This is a genomic window from Fulvivirga marina (assembly GCF_016775155.1).
In the GTDB taxonomy this organism is placed as follows: domain Bacteria; phylum Bacteroidota; class Bacteroidia; order Cytophagales; family Cyclobacteriaceae; genus Fulvivirga; species Fulvivirga marina.
In genome coordinates this window covers 23,429-38,326 of record NZ_JAEUGD010000042.1, presented here as the reverse complement: position 1 = coordinate 38,326, position 14,898 = coordinate 23,429, and the positions used below count along the sequence as shown (strand labels likewise).

15 protein-coding genes are annotated in these 14,898 nt (G+C 40.0%); 8 read left to right on the top strand and 7 right to left on the bottom strand.

Going from position 1 to position 14,898, the window contains the following annotated elements; translation table 11 throughout:
* Positions 1 to 750, top strand: coding sequence for a tetratricopeptide repeat protein (locus JMN32_RS10935; protein WP_202856374.1), 750 nt, complete (start codon positions 1 to 3; stop codon positions 748 to 750).
* Between the two features lie 18 nt (positions 751 to 768).
* Here the strand turns inward: JMN32_RS10935 and JMN32_RS10930 are convergent, their stop codons facing one another.
* Both JMN32_RS10930 and JMN32_RS10925 read right to left on the bottom strand, forming a co-directional pair.
* Positions 769 to 2,211, bottom strand: a complete 1,443-nt coding sequence (locus tag JMN32_RS10930) for an aldehyde dehydrogenase (RefSeq protein ID WP_202856373.1) — start codon at positions 2,209 to 2,211, stop codon at positions 769 to 771.
* 43 nt (positions 2,212 to 2,254) lie between these two features.
* Complete coding sequence (locus JMN32_RS10925) at positions 2,255 to 3,043, bottom strand: SDR family oxidoreductase (protein WP_202856372.1); 789 nt, start codon at positions 3,041 to 3,043, stop codon at positions 2,255 to 2,257.
* Positions 3,044 to 3,208: 165 nt separating this feature from the next.
* Here JMN32_RS10925 and JMN32_RS10920 point away from each other — a divergent pair, with 165 nt between their 5' ends.
* The 4 genes from JMN32_RS10920 to JMN32_RS10905 are packed head-to-tail and all read left to right on the top strand — an operon-like array spanning position 3,209 to position 6,852.
* Positions 3,209 to 3,736 (top strand): 3-hydroxyanthranilate 3,4-dioxygenase, encoded by a 528-nt coding sequence (locus tag JMN32_RS10920; protein ID WP_202856371.1) that lies wholly within the window; start codon positions 3,209 to 3,211, stop codon positions 3,734 to 3,736.
* A complete protein-coding gene (locus JMN32_RS10915; protein WP_202856370.1) occupies positions 3,736 to 4,215 on the top strand; it encodes a methylated-DNA--[protein]-cysteine S-methyltransferase in 480 nt (159 codons plus the stop codon). Before JMN32_RS10920 ends, JMN32_RS10915 begins: the two co-directional genes overlap by 1 nt.
* A 28-nt stretch (positions 4,216 to 4,243) precedes the next feature.
* Complete coding sequence (kynU, locus tag JMN32_RS10910; RefSeq protein WP_202856369.1) at positions 4,244 to 5,512, top strand: kynureninase; 1,269 nt, start codon at positions 4,244 to 4,246, stop codon at positions 5,510 to 5,512.
* A 2-nt stretch (positions 5,513 to 5,514) separates the two neighbouring features.
* Positions 5,515 to 6,852, top strand: a complete 1,338-nt coding sequence (locus JMN32_RS10905) for an FAD-dependent oxidoreductase (protein ID WP_238354435.1) — start codon at positions 5,515 to 5,517, stop codon at positions 6,850 to 6,852.
* Here JMN32_RS10905 and JMN32_RS10900 read toward each other — a convergent pair.
* Together JMN32_RS10900 and JMN32_RS10895 are read right to left on the bottom strand one after the other, a co-directional pair.
* The gene (locus JMN32_RS10900) at positions 6,841 to 7,290 is read right to left on the bottom strand and encodes a hypothetical protein (protein WP_202856368.1); all 450 of its coding nucleotides are present in this window, start codon (positions 7,288 to 7,290) and stop codon (positions 6,841 to 6,843) included. The genes JMN32_RS10905 and JMN32_RS10900 overlap by 12 nt on opposite strands.
* Before the next feature lie 52 nt (positions 7,291 to 7,342).
* Positions 7,343 to 8,818: an MltF family protein gene (locus JMN32_RS10895; protein WP_238354434.1), complete on the bottom strand. Its 1,476-nt coding sequence runs from the start codon at positions 8,816 to 8,818 to the stop codon at positions 7,343 to 7,345.
* A 105-nt stretch (positions 8,819 to 8,923) separates the two neighbouring features.
* On the opposite strand from JMN32_RS10895, the gene JMN32_RS10890 reads away from it, so the two are divergent.
* Together JMN32_RS10890 and JMN32_RS10885 are read left to right on the top strand one after the other, a co-directional pair.
* On the top strand, positions 8,924 to 9,226 hold the full coding sequence (locus JMN32_RS10890; protein WP_202856367.1) for a DUF4286 family protein: 303 nt from the start codon (positions 8,924 to 8,926) through the stop codon (positions 9,224 to 9,226).
* A 134-nt stretch (positions 9,227 to 9,360) separates the two neighbouring features.
* Positions 9,361 to 9,738, top strand: a complete 378-nt coding sequence (locus tag JMN32_RS10885; protein ID WP_202856366.1) for a DUF1987 domain-containing protein — start codon at positions 9,361 to 9,363, stop codon at positions 9,736 to 9,738.
* On the opposite strand, the gene JMN32_RS10880 is transcribed toward JMN32_RS10885, so the two are convergent.
* Together JMN32_RS10880 and JMN32_RS10875 are read right to left on the bottom strand one after the other, a co-directional pair.
* Positions 9,735 to 10,196: a GNAT family N-acetyltransferase gene (locus JMN32_RS10880; protein ID WP_202856365.1), complete on the bottom strand. Its 462-nt coding sequence runs from the start codon at positions 10,194 to 10,196 to the stop codon at positions 9,735 to 9,737. The genes JMN32_RS10885 and JMN32_RS10880 overlap by 4 nt on opposite strands.
* A gap of 46 nt (positions 10,197 to 10,242) precedes the next feature.
* Positions 10,243 to 12,387, bottom strand: coding sequence for a prolyl oligopeptidase family serine peptidase (locus JMN32_RS10875; protein ID WP_202856364.1), 2,145 nt, complete (start codon positions 12,385 to 12,387; stop codon positions 10,243 to 10,245).
* A gap of 243 nt (positions 12,388 to 12,630) precedes the next feature.
* Here JMN32_RS10875 and JMN32_RS10870 point away from each other — a divergent pair, with 243 nt between their 5' ends.
* Positions 12,631 to 13,365, top strand: a complete 735-nt coding sequence (locus JMN32_RS10870; protein WP_202856363.1) for a tryptophan-rich sensory protein — start codon at positions 12,631 to 12,633, stop codon at positions 13,363 to 13,365.
* On the opposite strand, the gene serS is transcribed toward JMN32_RS10870, so the two are convergent.
* Positions 13,358 to 14,632: a serine--tRNA ligase gene (gene serS, locus JMN32_RS10865; protein ID WP_202856362.1), complete on the bottom strand. Its 1,275-nt coding sequence runs from the start codon at positions 14,630 to 14,632 to the stop codon at positions 13,358 to 13,360. The two genes, JMN32_RS10870 and serS, sit on opposite strands and share 8 nt — an antisense overlap.
* Positions 14,633 to 14,898 lie beyond the last annotated feature (266 nt).

The following is a 14,898-nucleotide window of genomic DNA, read 5'->3' as shown; positions in this document are numbered from 1 at the left end:
ATGGAGCAGGAAGAAAAAGATATAGAATTAATAGATGCCTACCATAAGGGAAAACTCAGCACTCATGAGATAGAAGAGTTCGACAAAAGAAGAGCCGATGATGCTGAGTTTAATAAACAGGTAGAAGATTATCTGCATGTAATGTCAGAAGTCAGATCATTTGGTGAGCAGGAGTTTATGAAAAAACTAGGAACCTGGGAGGAAGAAATCTCAGGAAGGAAATCTGCTAAGGTTATTCCTATAAAACGTATACTCTCTGTCGCAGCAGTTATTTTAGTTCTAATGATCCCAATAGGCTATCTGGTTTTACAAAATGTAGCACAACCAAATAACGAAGAACTATTTGCTACCTACTTCCAACCTTATGAGGATATAATTTCTCAAAGGTCTGATGCGCAAAGCTTACAAGAAAAGGGCCTTAGCGCATACAATCAGCAAAACTATAGGGCAGCCATAGCTTACTTTGAAAGCCATATCGATGAAAACCTTCAGGACAATGCCATAAAAACATACCTCGGGATTTCCTATCTAGCAGTTAGTGAAGCTGAACAAGCAGAGAAATGGCTTAAAGAAACATCTAAAAATGCAACTGGATTATATAGGGAAGTTTCAGAGTGGTACCTGGCTTTAACATATCTCAAATTAGGTGAGAGTAAAAAAGCTCAGGAGCAACTTACTCTAATTACCCAACACCCAGATCACATGTTTAAATCTCAGGCGGAAGTATTATATAGGGAACTCGGTAACTAGACCGGCTCCCTTATAACCTTATAATTTGATGCAAATATTTTTCGGTTCGGTGAAAAACCTGAGAGCCTCCCACCCTCCTTCACGCCCTACACCTGATTGTTTCATTCCTCCAAAAGGTGTTCGCAGGTCTCTAACCAACCAGCAATTTACCCATATGATGCCACTCTTAAGTTGATGTGCCACACGGTGTGCTCGTTTAAGATTCTCTGTCCAAATGGTCGCTGCCAGTCCATAAGCCGTACTATTGGCATACTCAAGTACCTCACTCTCCTCTTTAAAAGGCATGATGGTTACCACGGGCCCAAAAATCTCCTCCTGATTTGTCCGGCATTGATGACTCAAACCGGTAATGATCGTCGGCTCCAAAAAATACCCCTCGGAACATCGGCCTTCAAGCTTTTTTCTATTGCCTCCAACTACAACTTTCCCTCCTTCTTCCTGAGCCAGCTTAATATATGACATTACCTTTTCCATGTGAGATTCTGAAACTACCGCTCCCACTTTTGTGCCGTCCTCCAAAGGATCTCCTATTGTCAATGCTTTTACTTTTTCTACGAAGGCATTTAAAAACTTCTCATAAATAGTTTCCTGAACAAAAATACGGGATCCACAAAGACATATCTGCCCCTGATTAGCAAAAGAAGAGTGTACCGAAGTATTGAGCGCCTGTTCAAAGTCACAATCCTCAAAAATGATATTAGGGTTCTTGCCTCCCAGTTCTAGAGAAAGTTTCTTAAACATTGGAGCTGCCGTAGCTGCAATGTTTTTACCAGTAGTCGTACCTCCGGTAAAGGATATAATGGGTACGTCCGGGTGCTCAATAATGGCCTGACCAGCCTTGGCACCCAGGCCATGAACAATATTTAACACGCCTTTGGGCAGTCCTGCTTCAATACACAGTTCTGAAAATAGATAAGCCGTCATAGGTGTTACCTCGGAAGGCTTAGCCACAACAGTATTACCAGCAGCTAGTGCCGGAGCGATTTTCCAGGTGAACAGATATAAAGGCAAATTCCATGGAGAAATACAGCCTGCCACACCCACCGGGGTTCTGGTGGTATAGTTAACAGCCTCTCCATCCATGTGGTGCGACTCGGAAGCAAAGTGCAAAATAGCCGTTGCATAAAAACGCATATTGCTGGATGCTCGAGGTATATCTACTCGCTGAGCAAGTTTTAATGGTTTTCCATTATCGACCGATTCGGCTTCAGCCAGACGGTCATGATTCTTATCAATGAGATCAGCAATTTTGTTGAGGATATCAGAGCGCTTCTGTATGGGCATGGAAGACCATTCGGGAAACGCCGCTTTAGCAGCTTTAACAGCCTCCTCAACATCTGATTTGTCAGAATCGGGTATTAAACTATATACTTTTCCCTCAGCAGGGTTGTAATTATCCAAATACTGCCCTGACTTAGGCTCCACTAACTCCCCGTTGATATAGTTCTGTATTGTTTTCATTGTTGTAATTCTGTAAATAAGAAACTTTCTTCCGCAGTGATAATTACAGACAGCTCAATCTGCCACCATCAACCGGTAGGTTTATCCCATTAATATATGCAGCTGCCGGTGTAGCCAGAAAAGCGGCTGCAGCTGCTATCTCCTCAGGAGTTGCAAACCTACCTGCCGGAATCTCCTTCTTCATGGCTTTCATCACATCCTCTTCAGTAACATCTGTTTTTTTCGCTTTGCTTCGAATAATACTCTCCAACCTTACTGTGCTGGTAGCACCCGGCAAAACATTATTAACTGTAATTCCATATGGCGCAAGCTCCGTAGCCAGTGTTTTGGCCCAGTTTGCTACAGCGCCTCGAATTGTATTAGATACCCCAAGCCCAGGCAGTGGTGATTTTACTGAAGTAGAAATAATATTGATTACCCTACCATAACCAACTTGTTTCATAAATGGCGTTACTGCCTGAGTAAGAATTTGATTACAGATCAAATGCCTCCTGAACGCAGCTTCAAACTCCTCAAGTTTTGCATCGATTGCCTTGCCACCTGCAGGGCCTCCTGTATTATTTACCAGTATCTGAACATTATTCCCCTTGATCAGATATTGATCAATGGCCGTTTTAAGTCTATCTGGATCATCAAAATCCGCACATATGTAGTGATGCTCCTGCCCTTGAGTCAATGGAAGCTGATCCAGTACTTTTTGTAGTTTCTCTTCACTTCTGGCAACCAAGGTAACACTTGCTCCCAATAAGGCTAGCTCAAATGCGATTGCCTTGCCTATACCCTGAGTGCTGCCACATACTATTGCTCTTTTATCCTTTAGCTTTAAATCCATTTGATTTTGTTAGAATCCTGTATCTGTATCGTTTTAATTTTCGCTAAATTTAAAGAGAAATGTCCATAATGTCAGTTATTTGGCTGAGATGAACACTCAAATAGTTAATGACATTTAATCAATTAGGCTTAATAACCAGATACGCATAATTTTAAAAATTACTTTATGGCTATAAAAAGACCTTTTAACCTTCAAAAGTGGATTGAGGATAACCGTGATATCCTAAAACCACCTATTGGGAATAAGAACCTTTATGTTGAAGCTGACGATTTTATAGTAATGATAGTCGGCGGGCCAAATGCCAGAAAAGACTATCACTATAATGAAACCGAGGAGTTTTTTTATCAACTGGAGGGTGACATCATTGTCAAAATACAGGAAAATGGAAAAGCTGTTGAAGTGCCTATAAAGGCTGGAGATATCTATTTACACCCAGCTAAGGTACCTCATTCCCCCATCAGACCTGCCAACTCAGTTGGGTTAGTCATTGAAAGAGTTCGAGAGGAGCAACACACTGATGGACTCATGTGGTTTTGTGACAACTGCAATCACAAACTACACGAAACATATTTTCCGTTAAAAAACATTGAGAAGGATTTCCTTTCGCGCTTTAAAGAGTTTTATAGCTCTAAAGAAATGCGGACCTGCGATAGTTGCGGCCATGTTATGGAGGTAGACGAACGCTTTGTTTAATGGAAACTGCCGTGTACCAATCTCCTATAGGTGGGATCAAGATATCGGTAGATAATGCAGCCATTACAGAGGCCTGCTTTACAGAAGACAATCGGAATGATTACTCTGAAAATGCATTAATCAATCAGTGCATAAACGAAATGGATGCGTATTTTCAGGGAAATCTCAAACAATTTTCTATTCCAATAAAACTAACTGGGACTGATTTTCAGAACCGAGTATGGTCAGAATTACTAAAGATTCCTTTTGGAAAAACCATTTCCTACAGCGAACTGGCCATCCGCCTTGGCGATCTCAAATGTATTAGGGCTGCAGGTACTGCCAATGGCAAAAATAAGATCCCCATAATAGTACCTTGCCACAGGGTTATAGGAAAAGACGGGAGTTTAGTAGGTTTTGCCGGAGGTTTAGAGAAAAAGGAATGGCTCTTAAAACACGAAGGTATTATACGCAGTGAACAGATGAAAATTTTTGCCTAATATTGACGCAAACGATTTCAATTTTCAAATGAGCAATAAAAATACGCTGGCTTACGCACAGCAATTGGACAACGAAGATCCTCTCAAAGCATTTAGAAACAGATTTCATATCCCAAAGCTCAAAGGGAAAGACGTCATTTATTTCACGGGCAACTCTTTAGGGCTTCAACCCAAAAGCACAAAAACTTATATAAATGAAGAGCTTGATGATTGGGCTACCCTAGGTGTGGAAGGGCATTTTCACTCTCAAAAGCGCCCTTGGTTTCATTATCATAAATTCAGTAAAGAGGCGTTGGCAAAAATAGTAGGTGCTCTCCCTTCAGAAGTGGTCTCTATGAATAGCCTCACCTCAAACTTACACCTGATGATGGTTTCATTTTATCGCCCAACCAAAACCAGGCACAAAATACTTATCGAATCCGGAGCTTTCCCCTCAGACCAGTATGCTGTGGAAAGTCAAATAAAGTTTCACAAACTGCCCTACAATGAGGCACTGGTAGAGATTTCACCTCGTAAAGGTGAACACACGCTAAGGACAGAAGATATAATAAGCAAAATTGAAGAACATAAAGACAGCCTGGCACTTGTAATGCTTAGCGGTGTACAGTATTATTCAGGTCAGTTTTTCGATATCCAAAAAATTACTGAGGCAGGTCACCAAGCTGGTGCTTTTGTGGGTTTTGACCTTGCTCATGCGGCCGGCAATGTTCCTCTCGAACTTCACAAACACGAGGTGGACTTCGCTGCATGGTGTAGCTACAAGTATCTTAACTCTGGCCCTGGAGGAGTGAGTGGTATTTTTGTACATGAGAAGCATGGCAACAATCCGGATATACCTCGATTCGCAGGCTGGTGGGGTCACAATGAAGAGGAAAGGTTTAAAATGGAAAAAGGCTTTAAACCTATGGAAGGAGCAGATGGCTGGCAGTTGAGTAATGTTAATGTACTTAGCAGCGCTGCCCACTTAGCCGCCCTTGAGATATACAATGAAGCGGGCATGGAGGCACTTCGTGAAAAAAGTCTTAAACTGACAGGCTATCTCGAATCACTACTTAAAGAATTACAAGATGAGGGTTTTCTGCAAATGATAACCCCCACAGAACCCAATGCCAGAGGATGTCAATTGTCATTGCTTGTAACCCATAACGGAAAAGCCATTTTTGAACATCTCACCCAATCAGGTGTAGTAGCTGACTGGAGGGAGCCTAATGTTATTCGTGTAGCACCTGTCCCCTTGTATAACACATTTGAAGATGTTTTTAACTTTTATGACATCTTAAAAAAAGTAATATTTTAATCATGCAAAATGTAGAAAAGATAGCCCTCGTTGGCGCCGGGCTTGTTGGTTCATTAATGGCTATTTACCTGGCTAAAAGAGGATATAAGGTAGACCTATATGAGCGCCGTAGAGATATGCGCAAAGGCAGTGCTGATGCAGGCCGCTCCATCAACCTTGCATTAAGCAATCGTGGACTTCGACCTCTGAAAGAGGTTGGTTTAAATGAGGCTGCAAAAAAAATGGTTATTCCCATGCAAGGCAGGATGATGCACGACCATAAAGGCTCCCTTACTTTTCAACCCTATGGACGGCTGGGCCAGGCTATTAACTCTATTTCAAGAGGTGGCCTCAATGAATTATTGATGAATGAAGCAGAAAAACTCGGAGTCAAAATACACTTTGATCATTTGTGTACAGGAATAGATTTTGAGAAAAACCTCCTTTCATTTGATGTCAATGGAAAAGAAATTGAACAAAGTGCAGATATAATCATAGGATCAGACGGAGCATTCTCCGTGGTGAGAGGTTTTATGCAGCGTACTGATCGCTTCAATTTTTCTCAATACTATATAGAGCATGGGTACAAGGAGTTAAGCATACCTCCTGCACCCAACAATGGCTTTAAAATTGATAAGAATGCCTTACATATCTGGCCTCGAGGTAATTATATGCTTATCGCTCTACCTAATCTGGATGGCAGCTTTACCGTTACTTTATTTTTCCCATTCAACGGGCAGCCGTCATTTGACACTTTGCAAACCCGTGATGATGTAGAGCAATTTTTCAAAGAAGTGTTCCCGGATGCCTACGAGTTAATGCCAACATTAGCTGATGACTTTCAGACTAACCCTACCTCATCTCTCGTTACCGTAAAATCCTATCCCTGGGTTAAAAACAAGACATTAATTATAGGTGATGCCTCACATGCAATAGTACCATTCTACGGTCAGGGTATGAATAGTGGCTTCGAAGACTGTCGTATCCTGAATGCACTGTTGGATCAACATCAGGATAATTGGGATGTAGTCTTACAAAAGTTTAATGAAACCAGAAAACCAGATGTCGATGCTATTTCCGACCTTGCTCTTCAGAATTTTATTGAAATGAGGGATCTCGTAGCTGACGAAGACTTTTTACTCAGAAAAAAGATCGAGGCTAGGCTACATGAGCTTTATCCGGAAAAATGGACTCCTTTATACTCCATGGTTACATTTAATGAGGATATACGCTATTCAGAAGCACTAAATATTGGCAGAAGGCAAAAAGAGATAATGGATGAGGTGATGAGATCTCCCGACATTGAAAACACCTGGGAGGAGTTGGACTTTAAAAATATTGTTGAAAAACTAGAGGTTTAACTCCTCTTTCAATCTTTTGTAGGTGCGATATTCAGCCTTTTCAGTATCCTGCTCCTGAGAAGCAAACAATTCCATAGTTTCATTTAAAAACTCTTTGGAGGCATCGTTATTGGCCAAATAATCTCTTAAGGCAGCAATAAACTTTGCTTCCCACTTTTCTCTATTTTTAAGCAGATACCTGATCTCAGCCTTGTAGATAAGCATAAGGTTCTCTTCCTTCTCTTCCAGACCAAGATCTTCAGTGGCAAATTCATCTCCCAAAATCTTAGAAAGCCGTTTTAATGTAACCCACTCTTCCCTATCTAACAAGCCATCGCTCATCACGATAAGACACGAGGGCAACAAATGAGCGATATAGATGAATTGCTCTTTATTAATATCCAGAAAACGAACCTGGGTATACTCAGTATAGAGATCATCCATCTTTGACTTATCCATATTTTTCATTTGACGAATTGCTTATCCTAAATATAAAAATTTTCACGACATCTCAACTAGAAATTAGTTGTTTGTACTGATCAAACCTACTTAAAATTTCACGAACGTAATTAACAGGTTCCTCACCCCTGCAGTACCCTGATTTAACCACCGGATCACGAAAAAAATCAGGTTTGGACTTCATTAACAAATAATACTCAACATTACCATCCCACTTTTGAGGATTCTTATCATGTTTTTTGGCTAATTCTCTGGCATCTACAACATGCCCTAATCCCACATTATAACTGGCTAAAACGAACTTTACACGTTCGCTTTCGTCTTCAACTGTCTTGGCCCACAACTTATCTAAAAACCTCAGATAACTAACCCCTGCCCTTATACTTTGTTCAGGGTCATAGAGGTCATCAGCACCAAACCTATGTCCAGTCTCTGGCACAAGTTGCATTAATCCAATAGCTCCAGCCCATGATTTTGCCTCTGGATTAAAATGAGACTCCTGATAAATTTGTGAAGCGAGCAGTCTCCAATCCCACCCCAGCCTATCAGCAGCTTCTTTGATTATGTCATCATAAACGCTGATCTTTTCACCCCCGAGAGACGAAAAATCACTTTTCGCTCTTTTTAGAGAAGCACGAGGGCTTTTAAAGTATTTTTTATAAATAACATTAAAGGTGGCCTGTTTTTTTAACTGCTTCATCCATGCATTAATCTCATTCAGGAGCTCAGGGGCATTTTTTCGCACCGCCCAAGCTATTTGCTGAGGGAAGCTTATAGGGGTTCTTACATCAATTTGGGGGTAGTAAGCAGCATTTACAAAAGCTACGGTTTCATCCGCTACGGTATACTTAATAGTGCCCTGCGCCACTCGGCGGATCAATTCCTCTGTTTCTGCACTATCCTGATCTTCAATAATGATGATATCCCCGCCAATCTCCTGAGAAAGGTTCTGTAATCGCTCTTCATATGACGAGCTTTTCCTCACGTGCACTTCCTTTCCTATCAACTCCACCTGATTTCTAACCAGCGACTTTTCAAGCTGCTCCCGGGTCATTTTTCGCCAGCCTCTTGGCTTTTTCTGTATAAGCACCTGCCTTGCAGTGTAGTGGTTTTCAGTAAAAGCTACAATTTTCTTTCTGGCCTTGGTTACAGTAAGTGAATAAGCAATTACATCGCCCTCGCCTGCATTTAGCATTTCAAAAGCTTTATCAATGCTAGTTGTCGACTTTATTTCAAGGGTCACTCCTATTTTCTTCGCAAAAAGAGCTAATAGATCATACTCATATCCCATTGGTTGCCCTTTGTACAAAAAAAGCCCTGTGGAGCTATTATCAACAATAGCTACTAGTGAGCCGCGTTCCTTGATTTTTTTAAGGTCAAAATCAACCACTTGTACAATGGGCTCTTCAGAAGGTTTGGGACCTGTACTTTCATTTCCAGATCTATGGCATGCAAATATTAGTAAGCATGAAGCTAAAAGCATTGAAATACGTAATACCAATCTGGTTTTATCTATTTGAAAGATCATGATTAATGAAAATAATGATAATTTTGCTACAATAAAAGCTTAGGTTGATCTACCGCATTAACCTGAATAGGCTTTAGCAGATATTGTACACGAAAAAAAATACTAATGGTTTTATATAATGTAACAATAGGTATCGATATAGATGTAGAGGAAGAATGGCTTAACTGGATGAAAAGCACACATATTCCCGCTGTTATGGATACTGGTATATTTGTTGAGTACAAGATATTTAAAGTATTAAGCCATGAACAAGAGCAAAGTGTATCGTACTCTGTACAATACTTTGCTCACACAGTCGACAAAGTAGTTGAGTATCTTGATAATCATGCACCAAAGCTTGTTGAGGAGCATCGTGCCAGATACAAAGACAAGCATGTGGCATTTAGGACACTACTGGAAGAAGTCTAATACTCTCAATCTTTTCGCCAACTTAGAAACAATAATAGTTAAAATAAAGAGTTTTTAAGCATATTATCTTTAAATATGCTACTTTAGCTTATGCGGTAACTTCGCATGCTTATAAGAATTATACATTTGAGGTTATGAAAGCTCTATATTTCGAAAGAACAGAAGACTCACCAAAGATCTTTTTCGATGGTGATTCCGGTCGATTGCTGATAGAGGGAAGATCTTTCATGGAAGATACAATGCCTTTTCATCAAGCAATGACTGGTTGGCTAAGAAATTATTTTCAGGAACCTAGCAATAAAACCGTTCTTGAGCTTGAGATAGACTATCTTAACACATCTTCTTTTAAAATGCTCATTGAGATACTTTTTGAGTTGAACAAGTTTTACATATTTGGCAATGATGTCACTGTTAAGTGGAAATACAACCAATATGACGAAGATATGGAAGATATGGGACACGAACTCGAAGAAATGGTGGACATTCCATTTGAATTTGGCGTCTTAGTTTAAGAGATTTCTGAAAAGCTAATGCTGCAATTTATCCATTCTCCATCAAGAGTGGCACTATAATATTTTTTGTAAAAGTTAATCGCTGGTTCATTCCAGTCTAGCACCTGCCATACCATTCCCGAGCATTCTGTTTTTTTTCCCTGTTGAATGATCCTGTCAAATAATAGCTTACCTGTACCTTTTCCTCTCTCGCTCTCAGTTACGACAATATCTTCCAGGTAAATCCTCTTTCCCTTCCAGGTAGAGTACCTATAATAATAGATAGCAATACCCACAATCTCTTGGTTGTCATTCTCTGCAACAAATATTCCATATATAGGGTTATCGCCAAACCCATCCTTTTCCATCTGTTCAACTGTATTAGTCACCTCATCCGGGGCCTTTTCATAATCGGCTAATTCTTTTATAAGTTCGAGAGCTCTCGGGAGATCTTCCTTCTTTCCTTCTCTTATCGTCATTTCATTTAGTTTTTGATTAGGGTCCGAAAACTCAGACCCTGAAAAATTATTGGTTTGATTTCTCTAAAGGTGGGATTACTCCCATATTGTACCAAGCGAAAGAATAAATGTCAGCCTGCTGTTCAATAGTTTTAGTAATTGGAGTTCCTGCACCATGACCTGCATCTGTTTCGATCCTTATCAAAACTGGGTTATCTCCCGTATGTTTCTTCTGTAAGTTTGCTATAAACTTAAAGGAATGAGCCGGAACAACCCTGTCATCATGGTCAGCAGTAGTTACCAGTGTCGCAGGATACGCAACTCCTTCTTTAACATTATGTACAGGGCTATAGCCGTACAGATAATCAAACATTTCCTTAGAGTCTTCCGCTGTACCGTAATCAGAAGCCCAGCCAGCTCCTGCTGTAAACTTGTTATACCTGAGCATGTCCATCACACCTACTGCCGGAAATGCAACCTTAGCTAAATCCGGGCGCTGGGTCATAGTAGCCCCCACCAGGAGCCCTCCGTTAGACCCTCCTGCAATGGCTAAATAATCATTAGAAGCATACTTGCTTTTAATCAGGTACTCCCCTGCCGCTATAAAGTCATCAAATACATTCTGTTTTTGCAATTTAGTTCCTGCCTTGTGCCACTTCTCTCCGTATTCTCCTCCTCCTCTAATATTGGGCTGTGCATATACCCCTCCATTTTCCAACCAAACAATACGAGATGTACTGAAACTTGGCTGAAGGCTCACATTAAAGCCACCATAAGCATACAGGTATGTAGGATTCTTACCATTTAGCTCTATACCCTTTTTATGAACAATAAACATCGGAACTTTCGTACCATCCTTACTTTCATAAAAGACCTGTTTTGTTTCGTAGTCTTCCGGGTTAAAGTCTACCTCCGGTTGCTCATACAATACTGATTCTCCGGTAGCAATATTATAGCTAAAAATAGTTGATGGGTAGGTGAATGATGTAAATGTATAATATAACTCGGTCTCATCTTCTCTACCTCTAAACCCCCGTGCCGTTCCTATCCCCGGAAGTTGCACATTACGTTCAAGCTTCCCTGACATATCATATTGTTTTACCTCAGTTTTTGCATCAACCATATAGTCAGCAAAGATTTTACCTCCAGCCTTTGAAGTTGACAATACATTTTTAGTCTCAGGAATAACATCTTTCCAGTTTTCAGAAGTAGGGTTGGCGATATCGGTTTCTACCAGTCTATTATTAGGCGCCGCAAGGTTAGTCTGTATCAAAAGGCGCGAACCTTCATTATCCAAAACGTAATGGTTATTATCGAAATTATCAATAATTGTAACAATGCTTGAATTAGGATCAGAAAGGTCTTTGATATAAAGCTCATTTCCACTCGTACTTTGTGCAGCTGTGATTACAAGAAACCTCTCATCCTCGGTCAGATAAGATCCTATATATCTTCTGGGCTGCTCATCCCCTCCAAAAATCATCTTATCCTCACTTTGGGGGGTCCCCATTTTATGGTAGAATAGTTTGTGGTACTGTGTTTTACCTGAAAGCAATGAACCAGACTTAGGTTTATCATAGCTGCTATAATAGAATCCCTCATTACCACTCCAGGCAATACCGCTAAATTTAATATCTCTCAATGTGTCACCTATCTGCTGTTTTGTTTCAGTATCAATGACAATTGCTTTTCTCCAGTCAGACCCTCCTTCAGAAATCAAATAGCCAAACAAAGACCCATCCTTTGAAAAACTGGTACCTGCCAAAGAAATCGTACCATCTTTCGTAAAGGTATTAGGATCTATAAAGATCTCCGGCTCCCCATCCATACCTTTTTTCCTATATAGAACACTTTGATTTTGAAGTCCATCATTTTTATAAAAATAATAGTACTCACCATGCTTAGCAGGTGCGTATAGCCTTTCATAATTGAAAAGTTCTTCCAGCCTTTGCTTTACCTTATTCTTAAACGGAATGTTGTTGAGATATGAAAAGGTCACATTATTCTGTGCTTTAACCCATTGAGCTGTTTGTTCAGACCTGTCGTCCTCCAACCAGCGATAAGGGTCTGGAACCTCCATTCCAAAGTAGACATCCACAGTATCGACTTTTGCAGTTTCAGGGTAAGGCAGAGAGCTTTCTTTTCCCTCCTCCTCTTTAGAACATGAAATCAGAACGCTCATTAAAACTATAATATTAAATAGGTTTTTCATGGTTTAAATTCATTTTAGGCGACTTCTTACATCAGTTTGCTGTCTGGTTTCTTAACCAGCACCATTATTCAGTACTTATTTCGGTAAGGCTGAGTGTAATGCTAGATGCATCCATTGCTAAATTAAAATAATTGCAATATCAGCGCCTTAAATAAATGATAAAAGGTATATATGTTATATCGGACTTCATCGTCTATCACCAAAATATTTGAGTATATTTAAATTAAAGCAAAGGGACACGCTATGAAATGGCTTAATATTTTAGGCTTAGTAACTGTCATAACAGTCAATGCACTCGCTAACATTCTTCCCATTAATGGCATGAGTACAGGACAGGTAGCATCTATGTACCCGAACCTTTTTACTCCAGCCAGTATTACTTTTTCTATATGGACTGTTATTTACTTACTTCTAACAGGTTTTTGCATTTCCCCCTTTATTTCAAGAGATAGTAAAAAAGCAGAGTCTATCTCAAGGCTGTTTTTAATAACATGCCTGCTTAATAGCTCGTGGATACTGACCTGGCACCATCTACTTATAGAGTGGTCCCTAATCATCATGATCCTTCTCTTGGTAATACTTTCTATGATATATGTAAAAATCCACACCAAGCCTCCAAACTCAACAAGAGAAAAATGGCTCGTACACAAACCTTTTAGTATTTACCTCGCCTGGATAAGCGTTGCCACCATTGCCAATACTGCAGCTTTGCTATCAGCCTATGGCTTTTCATCGACATCCCCCGAAAACTGGGTTATCGCTATGATTATTGCCACCCAACTTCTTGTATATTTGATCAGTAAAAAATACCAGGATATTGCCTTTGCTCTTGTTATGATATGGGCATTGATTGGCATCATCATAAAAAGAACAGACATCGAACCAGTCTTTCAACCAATTATAATTGCATGTATCCTTGCTATCATTTTCGATGCTTGGGTAGCACTGCACTACCGCTATAAAAAGACACTTACCTGATCATATCAAAACCCGTGTAAGGCACAAGAACTTCAGGTATCCTAATCCCTTCCTCACTTTGGTTGTTCTCCAGTATTGCAGCCAGTATTCTTGGCAAAGCAAGAGCACTACCATTCAATGTATGTAGTAAATGCATCTTTTTATCATCTCCGCGATACCTTAGCTTAAGCCTGCTTGCCTGAAAGGTTTCAAAGTTACTCACAGAGCTTACTTCTAACCACTTTTTCTGAGCTGCAGAGTAAACCTCCATATCAAATGTCTGTGCAGATGTAAATCCCATATCTCCTCCACACAAGTTCAACACCCTATATTGCAGCCCTAACTTTTCTAAAAGACCCTGAACATGCTTGCACATTCTGTCCAACGCATCATATGAATTATCCGGATGATGAATCTCAACTATTTCAACTTTATCAAACTGATGAAGACGGTTAAGCCCACGCACATGTGCACCCCAAGAACCAGCCTCTCTCCTGAAACAAGGAGTAAAACCCACATGTTTAACCGGTAAATCTTTTACATCCACAATCACATCCCTATACATATTAGTAATAGGCACTTCCGCTGTAGGAATCAAAAAGAAATTCTCCTCTCCTATATGGTACATCTGACCGTCCTTATCTGGAAGCTGCCCTGTACCATATCCACTATCTTCATTAATCACAATCGGTGGCTGCACTTCCACGTACCCTTCCTTAATAGCTTCATCTAAGAAAAAATTAATCATAGCACGCTGAAGCCTTGCTCCTTTACCTTTATAAACAGGAAAACCCGCTCCCGTAATTTTGTTACCGAGATCAAAATCTATGATATCGTAGCTTTTTATAAGCTCCCAATGTGGTACAGCATTTTCTGGCAGCTCAGGGGTAGTTCCATGCTCATATACCACTACGTTGTCATCGGCACCACCACCTTCTGGCACATTATTATTAGGAACATTAGGGATTAGATATAGCAGTTCTTTAAGCTTGTCTTCACAGTTGCTTAAAATTTCACCCAGCTCTTTACCTTCAGTTTTCAGGTCTGCCGTCTTAGCTTTAACTCCTTCCGCTTCCTCTTTCTTCCCTTCTCTCATCAACATGCCAATTTGCTTAGAAAGAGCATTTGATTCCGAAAGCACCTGGTCATGTTTAGCTTGTGTACTTTTCCTTTGATCATCCAGAGCAATTACCTCCTCAATGATTTCGGCAGCCTTGGCAAATCGCCTTTTATTAAGGCCGTCAACCACTTTTTCTTTGTTATCTCTTATATAAGCAAGTTGTAGCATATCCGTTTTCGTTAAAATCGATGCAAAATAATGTATTTTTGAAGTAAAACTGAACTTTTTAAACCGGTTAATGATTATTTATAAGCAAAAGTTTGACTATTGCCAACGGTTCATATATTATTGCAATATCAAATAATATTTAAAAGAAGGCTTTAGACTCATTCCGATTCATTTAAGCCTTTATTTCATAATCAAACACCATCTTGAATAGACAGCGAGCCACTCTTAGGCAAAAGGGATATGCATATATCTCGTATTAATACGCA

Excerpts from the sequence above, each read along its gene's own strand:
- JMN32_RS10935 (WP_202856374.1), top strand. The coding sequence starts at position 1 with ATGGAGCAGGAAGAAAAAGATATAGAATTAATAGATGCCTACCATAAG.
- JMN32_RS10930 (WP_202856373.1), bottom strand. The coding sequence starts at position 2,211 with ATGAAAACAATACAGAACTATATCAACGGGGAGTTAGTGGAGCCTAAG.
- JMN32_RS10925 (WP_202856372.1), bottom strand. The coding sequence starts at position 3,043 with ATGGATTTAAAGCTAAAGGATAAAAGAGCAATAGTATGTGGCAGCACT.
- JMN32_RS10920 (WP_202856371.1), top strand. The coding sequence starts at position 3,209 with ATGGCTATAAAAAGACCTTTTAACCTTCAAAAGTGGATTGAGGATAAC.
- JMN32_RS10915 (WP_202856370.1), top strand. The coding sequence starts at position 3,736 with ATGGAAACTGCCGTGTACCAATCTCCTATAGGTGGGATCAAGATATCG.
- kynU (WP_202856369.1), top strand. The coding sequence starts at position 4,244 with ATGAGCAATAAAAATACGCTGGCTTACGCACAGCAATTGGACAACGAA.
- JMN32_RS10905 (WP_238354435.1), top strand. The coding sequence starts at position 5,515 with ATGCAAAATGTAGAAAAGATAGCCCTCGTTGGCGCCGGGCTTGTTGGT.
- JMN32_RS10900 (WP_202856368.1), bottom strand. The coding sequence starts at position 7,290 with ATGGATAAGTCAAAGATGGATGATCTCTATACTGAGTATACCCAGGTT.
- JMN32_RS10895 (WP_238354434.1), bottom strand. The coding sequence starts at position 8,818 with ATGATCTTTCAAATAGATAAAACCAGATTGGTATTACGTATTTCAATG.
- JMN32_RS10890 (WP_202856367.1), top strand. The coding sequence starts at position 8,924 with ATGGTTTTATATAATGTAACAATAGGTATCGATATAGATGTAGAGGAA.
- JMN32_RS10885 (WP_202856366.1), top strand. The coding sequence starts at position 9,361 with ATGAAAGCTCTATATTTCGAAAGAACAGAAGACTCACCAAAGATCTTT.
- JMN32_RS10880 (WP_202856365.1), bottom strand. The coding sequence starts at position 10,196 with ATGACGATAAGAGAAGGAAAGAAGGAAGATCTCCCGAGAGCTCTCGAA.
- JMN32_RS10875 (WP_202856364.1), bottom strand. The coding sequence starts at position 12,387 with ATGAAAAACCTATTTAATATTATAGTTTTAATGAGCGTTCTGATTTCA.
- JMN32_RS10870 (WP_202856363.1), top strand. The coding sequence starts at position 12,631 with ATGAAATGGCTTAATATTTTAGGCTTAGTAACTGTCATAACAGTCAAT.
- serS (WP_202856362.1), bottom strand. The coding sequence starts at position 14,632 with ATGCTACAACTTGCTTATATAAGAGATAACAAAGAAAAAGTGGTTGAC.